Origin of the sequence: Ornithinimicrobium faecis (assembly GCF_023923225.1) — a bacterium.
Lineage (GTDB): Bacteria > Actinomycetota > Actinomycetes > Actinomycetales > Dermatophilaceae > Ornithinicoccus > Ornithinicoccus faecis.
Map to the genome: position 1 here is coordinate 3,028,986 of NZ_CP099489.1, position 13,088 is coordinate 3,042,073.

Here is a 13,088-nt window from a genome sequence, read left to right on the forward strand (position 1 = left end):
CACGTCTCCCACCCAGGTCGCCCCATGACGGTGCTCCCCTCCCCCAGCGAGGCGACCCGATGGCGCTGAGCTGGCGAGCAGTGGTGCTGGTCCTGCTGGGGCTGGTGCCGATCCTGCAGTGGCCGTCCCTGTCGACGGTCCGCTGGTGGCTGCTCGCGTGCCTGGTCATCATCGGTCTGGACCTGCTGCTGGCACCCTCCCCACAGAAGTTGGGCTGGTCTCGCTCGCCGGACCAGCAGGTGCGCCTGGGCGAGCCCGCCACCTCGACCCTGACGGTCACCAACCCGACCCGGCGCCGCATGCGCGGTCAGGTGCGTGACGCCTGGGTGCCGTCGGCGGGGGCGGCGACCGATCGGCATACCCTCGCCGTGCCTGGTGGCGAGCGCCGACGGATGACCACCCAGCTCCTGCCGACCCGCCGGGGCGATCGTCGGACCGACCGGGTGACCGTGCGCGTGTGGGGTCCGTTGGGGATCGCCGCGCGCCAGCGGTCGGTGCGGGTGCCGGGGTCGGTGCGGGCGCTGCCACCGTTCCACTCCCGCAAGCACCTGCCGAGCCGGCTGGCTCAGCTGCGCCAGCTCGACGGCCGCTCGGCGGTGCGGACCCGCGGACAGGGCACGGAGTTCGACTCGCTGCGGGACTATGTCGAGGGCGATGACGTGCGCTCGATCGACTGGCGCGCCACGGCCCGCCGACAGCATGTCGTGGTGCGCACCTGGCAGCCGGAGCGGGACCGGCGGGTGATCCTGGTGCTGGACACCTCCCGCACCAGCGCTGCCAGGATCGACGACCAGCCACGCCTGGATGCCGCGATGGACGCCGCCCTGCTGCTGGCCGCCCTCGCCTCCCGGGCTGGTGACCGGATCGATCTGATCGCCGGTGACCGGCGGGTCCGGGGACGCGTTGCTCCCAACACTGACCGCAAGGCGCTGCTGCACCAGCTGGTCACCACGATGGCGCCGATCGAGCCCGTGCTGGTCGAGGCCGACTGGACGATGTTGGCGGGCAAGGTCACCGGGTTGACCCGTCGGCGAGCGCTGGTGGTGCTGCTCACGGCCCTCGAGCCGGCCGCCATCGAGGAGGGGCTGCTCCCGGTCCTGCCCGCCCTGACCGCCCACCACCGGGTGGTCGTCGCATCCGTCGCCGACCCCGAGCTCGGTCGCATGCGCGCTGACCTCGGTGATCTCGAGGCCGTCTATGACGCTGCAGCGGCCGAGCGGACAGTCTCCCTGCGTCAGCGCACAGCAGATGCCCTCGAGCGCATGGGCGTGCACGTGATCGAGGCCGATCCAGAGCAGCTGCCACCGCAACTGGCGGATCACTACCTGGCGCTGAAGGCCCAGGGCCTGCTCTGAGGCTCGTCGGCGTGCGCGCCGGGACGAGACTGCGACAAGAAGCTGGAGATCGCAGATCCAGGCGTACGATCCTGCTTCGTGACAACTGCCGGCAGGGCTGGTCGTGGCGCGACCGCCTCCCTGATGCTGGGCGCCCTCGGTGTCGTCTTCGGCGACATCGGCACCAGCCCCCTCTATGCCCTCCAGACCGTCTTCGCCCTCGATGACGGGATCGTCCAACCGACCACGGCCAACGTCTTCGGGGTCGTCTCCCTCGTGTTCTGGTCGATCACCCTGATCGTCTCGGCCAAGTACCTGGGCTTCATCCTGCGCGCCGACAACGACGGCGAGGGCGGTGTCATGGCGCTGGCCCACCTGGCCGCTCGCCGCGTCCGGGTCGGCAGCAGAGCCCACGCCCTCATCCTCATTCTCGGCGTCTTCGGTGGCTCGCTCTTCTTCGGGGACAGCCTGATCACCCCCGCGATCTCGGTGCTTTCCGCGGTCGAGGGCCTCGACATTGCCGTGCCCGGCACCGAGCGTCTGGTCGTGCCGATCGCGGCCACCGTGATCGCCCTGTTGTTCGCCGTCCAGCGGTTCGGGACCCACCGCGTCGGCCCCCTGTTCGGACCGGTCATGGTGCTGTGGTTCCTCACCCTCGGCGTCCTCGGCCTGGTCCACGTGGTCGCCGACCCGGCCGTGCTGACGGCCCTGTCACCGCACCACGCCGTCACCTTCTTCGTGCGCAACCCGGGCGTCGCCTTCGTGGCGATGGGCGCCAGCGTCCTGGCCATCACCGGCGCCGAGGCGCTCTATGCCGACCTGGGTCACTTCGGCCGGGTGCCGATCATGTGGGCCTGGTTCGCGCTGGCCTTCCCGTGCCTGACGCTGAACTACCTCGGCCAGGCCCAACTGATCATGCGCGACACCCACGAGATCGCCAGCCCGTTCTTCCACCTCGCGCCGGACTGGGCGCAACTGCCGTTGGTGGTGCTGGCCACCATGGCCACGATCATCGCCAGCCAGGCCGTCATCTCCGGCGCCTTCTCCGTGGCCCGCCAGGCCGAACGTCTCGGCTTCCTGCCCCGCCTGACCGTCCGACAGACCAGCGATCAGGAGGGCGGGCAGATCTACATCCCCAGCGTCAACTGGCTGCTCTTCGCCGGGGTGCTCGGCCTGCTGCTGATCTTCCGCAGCTCCGAGAGGCTCGCGACGGCATACGGCGTGGCAGTGACCACTGACCTGATGCTCACCTCGACCCTGTTCTGTGTGTATGCCGTCACGGCCCTCCGGTGGCGCTGGCCCCAGGTCGCCCTGTTCGTGGCCGCCTTCAGCGTCCTGGAGGTCGCCTACTTCTCGGCCAACATCGCCAAGGTGCTGCACGGTGGCTGGCTGCCCCTGGCGGTGGCCCTCGGCGTGGCCACCCTGATGTCGACCTGGTCCCGGGGCCGGGAGCTGGTCACCGCCCGGCGGGAGAAGCTGGAGGGGCCGCTGGTCGACTTCCTGGAGCAGATCCACGACGACTCCAAGATCCTGCGCGTGCCAGGGACCGCGATCTTCCTGCACCCCAGCAAGGCGACCACACCGCTGGCACTGCGCGAGAACGTCCAGTTCAACCATGTCGTGCACGATGACGTCTTCATCGTGTCCACGCAGAGTCTCAACGTCCCCCACGTCCCCGACGACGAGCGGGTGATCGTTGACGACCTGGGCGACCCCTACGACCACATCACCCACATCACGCTGCGCTATGGCTTCTCCGACCACCAGGACGTGCCCGCCGGGCTGGCCGTGGCGCGCGATGAGGGACTGGGGATCGACCTGGACAAAGCGACCTATTTCCTGTCCCGGATTGCCCTGCGCCCCAGCGACCGCCCCGGCATGGGGCCCGTCCGCAAGCGGGTGTTTGTGGCGCTCGCCCGCAACGCGGCCGACCCCACGGAGTACTTCCGCCTGCCGGTCGCCCAGACCGTGATCACCGGCGCCCGCGTCAACTTCTGACCCGGCTCCCTCTGACACAGTGGTGAGCATGGAGACCTTCCTGCCCATCGCTCACCGGGAGTTGCTGACCGCCCGATCGCAGTGAGTTCTGGCGCCAGGGATGGTCTGTCTAGCCATGGCACCAACAACTCCCGCCCTTGAGCGTGTGGCCGCGGCCGTGGACGCTGCCCTGACGCCCCTCGTGCGCGACGGCGGTCCACCAGGACTGACCTGGGGAGTCGACCTCGGCGGCGAGCGCCTGATCAGGGCTCTCGGGCACCGTGACCTGGACGCCACCTTGCCGGTCGCGGAGGACACGATCTATCGGATCAGCTCCCTGACCAAGCCGGTGACGGCGGTGGCTGCCCTGACCTTGATCGAGGATGGGCAGCTGGCCCTGGACCAGCCGGTCGCGGACCTGCTGCCCGAGCTCGCGGATCCACGGGCCCTGGTCCGCCCCGACAGCCCGCTCACGGAGACCGTGCCAGCACGCCGGGCTATCACGGTCGAGGACCTGCTGACCTTCCGCCTCGGGCACGGCATGGACTTCGCCACGATGGGTGCGCCGAACCCCCTGGACGACCAGCTGGCCACCCTCGGTCTCGGGATGGGACCACCGGCCCCGCAGCGGCACCTGCCTGCCGATGAGTGGCTTGCTGCCCTGGGCAGTGTGCCCCTGCGGTGCCAACCCGGGGAGCGCTGGCTCTACAACACCGGCGCCGAGCTGCTCGGGGTCCTGCTCTCCCGGGTCACCGGGGTGTCCCTGGGTGACGTGCTGCACCGGCAGGTCCTCGATCCGCTCGGCATGCCGGACACCCGCTTTTCGGTGCCTGCCCCGTCGCTGGGTCGGTGGGGTCCGTGCTTCAACGCCGCAGATCCGGACGGCACGCCCGCCGGTCAGCTCGACCTGTTCGACCCGGCGGACGGTCAGTGGAGCAGCCCTCCCCCGTTCGAGGGCGGGGACGCAGGGCTCGTGTCGACAGCCAAGGACTATCTGACGTTTGCGGCCATGCTGCGCGACGGTGGATCGGTGGGCAGCACCCACGTCCTCTCCAGCGAGAGGGTCGAGGCGATGACCACCAACCAGCTCTCCACGGATCAACTGCGCGCTGGCGGCCCGTCACCCGATGGCAGCACCGGGTGGGGTCTTGGCGTCGGGGTGGCCCTCGGTGACCCGACCTCGAGCGTCGTCGGCAGTTATGGCTGGGACGGTGGCCTCGGATCGGCGTGGCGCAATGACACCGCACGCGGACTCTCTGCGGTCCTGCTCACCAACCAGTCCTGGATGTCCCCGACCCCACCAGCCGTGACGGAGTCGTTCTGGTCGGTCCTGGCCGCGCAGGTGCCACTCGACGACTGACCTGCGGCGGGGCTCGGCTCAGCCGAGGGTTCGAACAGTTTCGCCATGTCCTTATGTCTCTATCTTTGAGACAAGATCGCCTCAAAGACTCCACTGCCTGACTGAGCAGCCTCGGTCGGGTCCGGCACCGGTCCGGGGCTGAGCTACAGCTCGGCCAGGCCACGCAGCCAGCGCTCCACGCCCGCCGGGGAGCTGAGCCGCACCACCGTCAGGTGCGGGTGTTGCGCCTCGGTCGCCGGCACCCTGGCCCGGAGTTTGTTGCGCCCTCGGATCGCCCACCGGACCACATGCTCCCGGTCGGTGAGCACGGTCCACAGCGGGGGCTCCACGTTGCCGTTCCAGAGCACCTCGCGCCGCAGCCGCCGCCGGGCGGTGCGTCGCGTCAACCGGCCCAGCGTGATCGGAAAGGGCAGATCCAACCAGACCAGAAGGTCAGCCCGGGCCGTGAGGATCGGCCGAGCCTCGGCATACTGCCACTCCGTGACCCACATCCCACCCGAGGCCAGCTCCGCGACGTCGCCGAGGAACTCCGGGCGAGGTGTCCAGCTGGGCCCGTGGTGCAGACCGTCGAGCTCGGTGTGCGGGACACCGAGGGCCACACCGATGCGCCCAGCCAGGGTGGTCTTGCCGCTCCCGCTGACCCCGGCCACGAGGATCCGTCGCGGCGGCGCCACGAGGGGGTCGTCGGCGGTGAGCACCGCACGAGTCTAGGACCCCGATCGAGCCCGATCCGCTCGTGCCGTGAGTGCGTGCAGCGACCCCAGCGGGGCGGTGAGTGCACTCACGAGCCGGCGTCTGTGACGACTCAACCCGCGGTGGGCGCCGACTGCTCCACGAGCGACTCGTCCACATCACCAGTGATGCCCCGGCGCACTGCGGAGCGCCCGAGCGTGAAGACATACAGCACGAACAGGCCCAGGGCTAGGACTCCGATGCCGACTCGGGCCCAGGTCGGCAGCGGGGAGGGCGTGACAAAGGCCTCGATCAGACCCGACACCAGCAGGACGACGATCAGCCCGAGGGAGACACCCGCGGCCGTGCGCCCCTCGTGCGCGAGGTTGGACAGGCGGGTCCGCGCCCCGGGGGCCACCCACGCCCAGAACAGCCGCAGCCCAACGCCCCCCGCGACGAACACGGCCGTCAGCTCGAGCAGCCCGTGCGGGGTGATCAGGCCCCAGAAGACGTCGGCCCGGCCGTGCTGGTGCATCAGTGAGCCGGTCACCGCGACGTTGGCCACGTTCTGCCAGAGGACATAGATCACCGGCAGCCCGAGCACCCCGAAGACGATGCACTGCGCCGCGACCCACACGTTGTTGACCCACACCTGCGTGGCGAAACTGCTGGCGGCGTTCTCCGAGTAGTAGGACGCGAAGTCGCTCTCCACCAGCTGGGCGACCTCCGCCGGCGAGATCAGGGTGTTCTCGACAACGGGGTTGTAGTAGAGCCAGGTCCCCAGCGCAAACCCCACCACCACGTTGATCAGCGCCGTCAGGATCCACCAGCGCCGCAACCGATACAGCGCCGCCGGGAAGTCCTCGACAAAGAAGCGGCCCACCATCGACCAGGAGAAGGTGCGCGTGCCCGAGGACTTCAGCCGTGCCCCCGCCAGCAGGCCGGACAGGTGCGTGACCAGTGACGGGTCCGGCGCCGTGGAGCGCACGGTCGACAGATCGGTGGCCACCCGCTGATAGCCGTCCAGCAACTCGTCGGACTCCACACCACTGAGACGGCGCTGCTTGGACAGCGCGGCGAGGCGGTCCCACCCCGGGCGTCGCCGCGTCACCAGTGCGTCAAGGTCCACCAGGTCAGGATAGGTCAGTAGTCTGGCGCCACCATGGCAACCCGGGGCATTTTTGAGACCGACCGCTTCGTCACCTCCGAGGCCGTCGAAATCGACCTGCCCGCTGCCAGCCTGCCGATGCGCATGGCCTCGGGGGCGATCGACCTGGCTGTCGTGGTCATCGTGCTGCTGTTCGCCTTCTGGGTCTCCCCCTGGAGCCTGGTGGGCGAGGACATGGCGCTGGTCCAGGCGATGGTCATCGCGCTGCTGGTCGGGTCACTGGTCGCGGTGCCCGTGGCCAGCGAGACCCTCAGCCAGGGCCGCACCCTCGGCAAACTGATCTTCGGTCTGCGCACCGTCCGGGACGACACCGGCCCCATCGGCTTCCGGCACGCCCTGATCCGGGGCCTGACCACCTGGTTCGAGGTCTGGCTGACCGGCGGTGGCCTCGCGTTGCTGATCGCGGCCTCCAACGAGAAGGCCAAGCGACTCGGTGATTTCCTGGCCGGCACCTATGTCGTGCGCGAGCGGGTCCGGTTGGAGCTCCCCCCACCCCCCGAGATGCCGGCAGAGCTCGCGCCCTGGGCGATCAGCACCGACATCGGTGTGATCCCGGACGGCCTGGCCGTGGCGGTCCGCCAGTTCCTCTCCCGCCGTCACGAGCTCACACCGCCCAGCCGCGCGGCCACCGGGTCCTCACTCTTCGCCGACCTGATGCCCTATGTCTCACCGCCGCCACCCGTCCAGGCCCATCCCGAGGCGGTGATGTCGGCGGTCATGGCCGAGCGGCGCCGCCGCGACATGATCAAGCTGGAGCGCGACGACCGCCTGCGCGCCCGGGTGCTCGGCCCGGACCCGCTCTCCCGCTGAGTCCGCTGGCCCGGCCAACCGCTGCCCCGCTGAGTCCGTGGCCCTCACCGGCTGACCCCCCGTGCAGCCAAACCGGCGACGTCGGACACCCAATCGCAAACACGCAGGTCAGTGCGTTGCCACAGGGCCGAGCCCGCGACGTTGCCTGTCCGGGTGCACGCCTGACCCACCCGACGGTGCTCGTCTCAGACGTCATTCGTCATAGGTCAGTCGTCGTAGAACGGCTTGATCTTGTTCTCGATGATCTCCAGGCGCTGGTCGAAGGGCAGGAAGGCGGATTTCATCGCGTTCACCGAGACCCGCCGCAGGTGGCGCAGACCCCAGCCTGCCTCGGCGACCAGCAGTTCCATCTCCCGCGACATCGACGTGCCACTCATCAGCCGGTTGTCGGTGTTGAGCGTCACGCGGAACCGCAACCGGTCCAGCAGCGTGATCGGGTGCGCGGCGATCGAGGGGGCCGCACCGGTCTGCAGGTTGGACGAGGGGCACATCTCCAGGGGGATCCGGCGGTCCCGCACGTAGGCCGCCAGCCGGCCGAGTTGGACGGCCGAGACCTGCTCGGGTGACCAGTCGGCATACGGGGTCTCGATTTCGGTCACCGGAACCCCATCGAGAGTGAGGTCATCGACGATGCGCACGCCGTGACCCAGGCGCTCGGCGCCGCACCACTGGATCGCCTCCCAGATCGACGGCAGGCCGAAGGCCTCCCCCGCGTGGATGGTGAAGTGGAAGTTCTCCCGGCGCAGGTATTCAAAGGCGTCCAGGTGCCGGGTGGGTGGGAAGCCCGCCTCGGCACCCGCGATGTCGAACCCGGTGACGCCGGCATCCCGGTGACGCACGGCCAACTCGGCGATCTCGCGGGACTTGGCGGCGTGCCGCATCGCGGTCACCAGCGTGTCGACCCGGATGGGCCGCCCGGCCTCCGCGGCGAGCGCCTCGCCCTCGCGGATGCCGTCCTCCACTGCAGTGACGACCTCATCCAGACTCAGGCCGCCGGCGAGGTGCTGTTCGGGCGCGTAGCGCGACTCGGCATAGACCACGCCATCGGCCGCCAGGTCCTCGACGCACTCCCGGGCCACCCGGGCCAGCCCCTCAGCGGTCTGCATCACGGCGATGGTGTGGTCGAAGGTCTCCAGGTAACGCACCAGCGAGCCGGAGTCGGCGCTCTCGGCGAACCAGGCACCGAGTCCCTCGACGGTGTCCGCGGGCAGCTCGTGCCCGATCTGCTCGGAGAGCTCCAGGATCGTCGCCGGCCGCAGACCACCATCGAGGTGGTCGTGCAGCAGTGCCTTGGGAGCAGTCTTGATGAGCTCGGGGGTGAGGGACTCAGGCACGGTTGGCCCCTTCCTCGGAGAAGGCGGGAACGCATACCGCGAGGTAGTCCGCGCCCTCGGGCCCGGCCTCGTAGCGCACACGCTCGCCGGCCCGGGTCAGGATCGCCTGGCCGGCGGCGACCGTCTCGGTGTCGCCACCGGTGTGGACCAGGATCTCCCCGGCAATGACATAGGTGACCTCGTCGAAGACGGGGACCTGCGCCGGCTCGTCCCACCCGGCGGGGGCGCTCATGCGGGCCACCGAGTAGTTGTTGTGGCCGGTCGAGGCCCGACCGGCCAACTCCTCGATGATCTTGCCGCCGGGGACGGGGATGCGGACCGGTTCTAGGTGCTCTGCCATGCGCTGATCCTAGAGGTCCGGGCCGCCCGCCGGGATAGAGTGAAGCGGTGAGCACTGACACCGACGTCCCCGCGACGAATGCGGCCGACACGCCTGCCCGGGCTCGGGAGATCCTCGGGGTCTCGCGGCTGACGAACAAGGCCCTGACCTCGTGGCTGCATGGCCTGCCGGGGGTGGATCAGGTCGGCGCGGAGGCTCGTGCTGCGGCCTTGGGCACGCGGTCGATCAAGACGACCTCGAAGGCCTGGGCGATCGACACGGCGATCTCGATGATCGACCTCACCACCCTCGAGGGCGCCGACACCCCCGGTCGGGTCCGCGGGCTGGCAACCAAGGCCCTGGTCCCCGACCCGAGCGACATAAGCACCCCCCGCCCCGCGGCTGTCTGTGTCTATGGCGACATGGTGGGCCACGCCAAGGACGTGCTGGGCGACAGCGGCGTAAAGGTGGCCGCCGTCGCGACGGCCTTCCCGTCCGGGCGGGCCAGCATGGCGGTCAAACTGGCTGATGTCGCCGACGCGGTCAACGCTGGGGCCGATGAGATCGACATGGTGATCGACCGTGGAGCGTTCCTGTCCGGGGACTATCTGACGGTCTTCGACCAGATCGTCGCGGTCAAGGAGGCCTGCGGTGCGGCCCGGCTGAAGGTGATCATGGAGACCGGCGAGCTGGTGACCTATGACAACGTGCGCCGTGCGTCCTACCTGTCGATGTTGGCTGGTGGTGACTTCATCAAGACCTCCACGGGCAAGGTCCAACCGGCAGCCACGCTGCCGGTGACGCTGATCATGTTGCAGGCCGTGCGGGACTGGCGTGAGCTCACTGGGCAGATGGTGGGGGTCAAGCCTGCTGGTGGCATCCGCACCAGCAAGGACGCCATCAAGTTCCTCGTCGCTGTCCATGAGGTCGCCGGGGAGGACTGGCTCACCAACGAGTGGTTCCGTTTTGGTGCCTCCAGCCTGCTCAACGACCTGCTGCTGCAGCGCCAGAAGATGGCCACCGGTGCCTACTCGGGCGCTGACTACATTGCCGACGACTCCCCGTCCCTCTACTAGGAGCAGCCGACCCATGCCGACCTTCGAGTACGCACCGGCGCCGGAGTCCCGCGCCGTCGTCGACATCAAGAGCTCCTACGGGCTGTTCATCGGTGGTGAGTTTGTCGACTCGGCCGGTGGCAGCTCGTTCAAGACGATCAGCCCGGCCACCGAGGAAGTCCTCGCCGAGGTGTCTGAGGCCTCCGATGAGGATGTGGACCGGGCCGTCGCCGCGGCCCGCAGCGCCTACCGGTCCTGGTCACGGATCTCGGGCGCCGACCGGGGCAAGTATCTCTATCGCATCGCGCGGATCATGCAGGAACGGGCCCGGGAGTTCGCGGTCCTGGAGTCCCTGGACAACGGCAAGCCGATCAAGGAGTCCCGCGACGTCGACGTCCCGATCGCGGCCGCGCACTTCTTCTATCACGCGGGCTGGGCCGACAAGCTGGCCTATGCCTCGCTCGGTGACAACCCGCGCCCGCACGGAGTCGTCGGTCAGGTCATCCCGTGGAACTTCCCGCTGCTGATGCTGTCGTGGAAGATCGCCCCGGCGCTGGCCACCGGCAACACCGTGGTGCTCAAGCCGGCCGAGACCACCCCGCTGACGGCACTGCTGTTCGCCGAGGTGTGCCAGCAGGCCGACCTGCCCCCCGGCGTGGTCAACATCATCACCGGCGCCGGTGACACCGGACGGGCGCTGATCGGCCACGACGACGTCGACAAGGTCGCCTTCACCGGCTCCACCGCCGTCGGCAAGGCCATCGCCCGCACCATCGCCGGCACCCGCAAGAAGGCGACGCTGGAGCTGGGCGGCAAGGCCGCCAACATCGTCTTCGACGACGCTCCGGTCGATCAGGCCATCGAGGGCATCGTCAACGGCATCTTCTTCAACCAGGGCCACGTGTGCTGTGCCGGCTCGCGTCTGCTGGTCCAGGAGTCGATCGCCGAGGAGGTCGAGGCCAAGCTCAAGGCCCGCCTGGCCACCCTGCGCGTCGGTGACCCCCTCGACAAGAACACCGACATCGGCGCCATCAACTCACGCGAGCAACTGGACCGCATCACCGAACTGACCGCCGTGGGCGAGGCCGAGGGAGCAACCCGCTGGGCCCCCGAGTGCGAGCTGCCGGCCAACGGCTTCTGGTTCCGCCCCACCATCTTCACCGGCGTCTCCCAGACGCACCGCATCGCCCAGGAGGAGATCTTCGGCCCCGTGCTGTCCGTGCTGACCTTCCGCACCCCCGGTGAGGCAGTCTCCAAGGCCAACAACACGCCCTACGGCCTGTCCGCCGGGATCTGGACCGAAAAGGGCTCGCGGATCCTGTGGATGGCCGACCAGCTCAAGGCCGGCGTGGTCTGGGCCAACACCTTCAACAAGTTCGACCCGACCAGCCCGTTCGGCGGTTACAAGGAGTCGGGCTATGGCCGCGAGGGTGGCCGCCACGGCCTGGCCGCCTATGTCACGACGGGAGCGAACAAGTGAGCACCACCACCAACAAGCCAGCCAGCAAGACCGCCACCACAGCCAGCACCGGGCGGGTGGACGTCCGCAAGACCTACAAGCTCTATATCGGCGGCAAGTTCCCCCGCTCCGAGTCCGGTCGCTCCTACGAGGTCTTCTCCACCGGCCGCTCCCCCAAGTTCCTGGCCAACGCCGCCCAGGGCTCGCGCAAGGACGCCCGCGACGCCGTCGTCGCCGCCCGCAAGGCGGTCTCCGGCTGGGCCGGCGCCACGGCCTACAACCGCGGCCAGGTGCTCTATCGCGTCGCCGAGGTCATGGAATCACGGCGCTCCCAGTTCGTCACCGAGGTGCAGGCCGCCGAAGGGCTCACTGCAACACGCGCCGAGGCCAACGTCTCCGCCGCCATCGACCGCTGGGTCTGGTATGCCGGATGGTCCGACAAGTTCGCCCAGGTCCTCGGCGGCACCAACCCCGTCGCCGGCCCCTTCTTCAACATCTCCGCGCCCGAGCCGACCGGTGTGGTGGCCGCGCTGGCCCCGCAGGGCTCCTCCCTGCTCGGGCTGGTCTCGGTCGTGGCACCAATCATCGTCTCGGGCAACACTGCTGTGGTCCTCGCCTCCCAGGAGCGCCCGGTCCCGGCCATCACGCTGGCCGAGGCGCTGGCCACCTCCGATGTGCCCGGTGGCGTGGTCAACCTGATCACCGGCGTCACCTCTGAGGTCGCCCCGTGGCTGGCCTCGCACCGTGATGTGAATGCGATCGACCTGACCGGTGCCGCGGATGCCCCCGACGTGGTGTGGGGTGACCTGGAGGCAGCCTCGGCTGAGAACCTCAAGCGGGTGCTCCGACCGGCTGGCGCCGGCGTCACGGCCACAGAGCCGGACTTCACGCTCGAGCCTGGCCTGGAGCGGATCGAGGCCTTCCTGGAGACCAAGACCGTCTGGCACCCCAAGGGCACCTGAGCGACGTGGTCAGGGCTGGCGAACGGCCCGCGCGATGAAGCACTGTGCGAGCAGGTTGCGGAGGTGGACCTCCGCAACCGCTGGATCGAGGAACATCTCGGCCAACGCTGCCGCGACACCGTCACCGGGGTTGACGACGCGGTTCGCGGGATAGTGCATCGTCCCGCGGCGGGTGTAGGCACGCAGCACGCGGGGGCCTTCGTCAAACCATTCCGGCATGTCCGATGAGTCCTCCCGCCCGGAACAGGGATCGGCATGAACGAAGACCGGACCGACCTCGCGCCACGGGCTGGAGATCGTGAGCGGTGCATGAGACAGCAGCATGATCCGCTCCCCGACGTCGCTCCGCCGGAGGCAGCAGCGCAGCTGCTCGCCGCCCAATTCGTCAACGAAGGCGGTGACGCTGTGGTGCTGACTGTCCACTCCCTCCGCTCGAACGGTCGCGAGCTCAGCAGGGTCAATGGCCTGGATGAGATAAGTGCCCATGTCAGGAAGTCGCCCCACCCTGCAGAAACGTGAGGTCTCGGCCGCTGGGGCGCCGCGACGGGAAAAGGCTTTGCCCTGACGGCAGCTTCCACGTAACCTCACTCGCATGTGGATCTCCTGAAGCCGCCCTGCCGCGCCGTCACGCCCTCGCG

General features: G+C 69.3%; 12 protein-coding genes. 7 read left to right on the forward strand and 5 right to left on the reverse strand.

The window, feature by feature from the left end:
* Positions 1-59 precede the first annotated feature (59 nt).
* From NF556_RS14140 to NF556_RS14150, 3 genes are all read left to right on the forward strand, one after another.
* Positions 60-1,355, forward strand: coding sequence for a DUF58 domain-containing protein (locus NF556_RS14140; RefSeq protein ID WP_252591556.1), 1,296 nt, complete (start codon positions 60-62; stop codon positions 1,353-1,355).
* Between the two features lie 78 nt (positions 1,356-1,433).
* A complete protein-coding gene (locus NF556_RS14145; RefSeq protein ID WP_252591557.1) occupies positions 1,434-3,332 on the forward strand; it encodes a potassium transporter Kup in 1,899 nt (632 codons plus the stop codon).
* Between the two features lie 115 nt (positions 3,333-3,447).
* Entirely contained in the window at positions 3,448-4,671 is a 1,224-nt protein-coding gene (locus NF556_RS14150; RefSeq protein ID WP_252591558.1) for a serine hydrolase domain-containing protein, read from the forward strand.
* A 143-nt stretch (positions 4,672-4,814) separates the two neighbouring features.
* On the opposite strand, the gene NF556_RS14155 is transcribed toward NF556_RS14150, so the two are convergent.
* Together NF556_RS14155 and NF556_RS14160 are read right to left on the reverse strand one after the other, a co-directional pair.
* On the reverse strand, positions 4,815-5,369 hold the full coding sequence (locus NF556_RS14155) for a P-loop NTPase family protein (RefSeq protein WP_252591559.1): 555 nt from the start codon (positions 5,367-5,369) through the stop codon (positions 4,815-4,817).
* 107 nt (positions 5,370-5,476) lie between these two features.
* Entirely contained in the window at positions 5,477-6,472 is a 996-nt protein-coding gene (locus NF556_RS14160; RefSeq protein ID WP_252591560.1) for a stage II sporulation protein M, read from the reverse strand.
* A 33-nt stretch (positions 6,473-6,505) separates the two neighbouring features.
* On the opposite strand from NF556_RS14160, the gene NF556_RS14165 reads away from it, so the two are divergent.
* Complete coding sequence (locus NF556_RS14165; protein ID WP_252591561.1) at positions 6,506-7,321, forward strand: RDD family protein; 816 nt, start codon at positions 6,506-6,508, stop codon at positions 7,319-7,321.
* Between the two features lie 206 nt (positions 7,322-7,527).
* Here NF556_RS14165 and NF556_RS14170 read toward each other — a convergent pair whose 3' ends face one another.
* Both NF556_RS14170 and NF556_RS14175 read right to left on the reverse strand, forming a co-directional pair.
* A complete protein-coding gene (locus NF556_RS14170) occupies positions 7,528-8,655 on the reverse strand; it encodes an adenosine deaminase (protein ID WP_252591562.1) in 1,128 nt (375 codons plus the stop codon).
* Positions 8,648-8,995: a cupin domain-containing protein gene (locus NF556_RS14175; RefSeq protein ID WP_252591563.1), complete on the reverse strand. Its 348-nt coding sequence runs from the start codon at positions 8,993-8,995 to the stop codon at positions 8,648-8,650. The genes NF556_RS14170 and NF556_RS14175 overlap by 8 nt, the downstream gene beginning before the upstream one ends.
* A 47-nt stretch (positions 8,996-9,042) precedes the next feature.
* Between NF556_RS14175 and deoC the strand changes: the two genes are divergently transcribed.
* From deoC to NF556_RS14190, 3 genes are read left to right on the forward strand one after another with little or no spacing between them, the layout of a single operon-like run.
* Positions 9,043-10,050, forward strand: a complete 1,008-nt coding sequence (deoC, locus tag NF556_RS14180; RefSeq protein WP_252591564.1) for a deoxyribose-phosphate aldolase — start codon at positions 9,043-9,045, stop codon at positions 10,048-10,050.
* A 13-nt stretch (positions 10,051-10,063) separates the two neighbouring features.
* Entirely contained in the window at positions 10,064-11,509 is a 1,446-nt protein-coding gene (locus tag NF556_RS14185) for an aldehyde dehydrogenase family protein (RefSeq protein WP_252591565.1), read from the forward strand.
* A complete protein-coding gene (locus NF556_RS14190) occupies positions 11,506-12,450 on the forward strand; it encodes an aldehyde dehydrogenase family protein (protein ID WP_252591566.1) in 945 nt (314 codons plus the stop codon). The genes NF556_RS14185 and NF556_RS14190 overlap by 4 nt, the downstream gene beginning before the upstream one ends.
* Before the next feature lie 9 nt (positions 12,451-12,459).
* On the opposite strand, the gene NF556_RS14195 is transcribed toward NF556_RS14190, so the two are convergent.
* Positions 12,460-12,936 carry a DUF1203 domain-containing protein gene (locus tag NF556_RS14195; protein ID WP_252591567.1) on the reverse strand — a complete coding sequence of 159 codons (477 nt, stop codon included), beginning with the start codon at positions 12,934-12,936 and terminating at the stop codon, positions 12,460-12,462.
* Between the last annotated feature and the right edge of the window lie 152 nt (positions 12,937-13,088).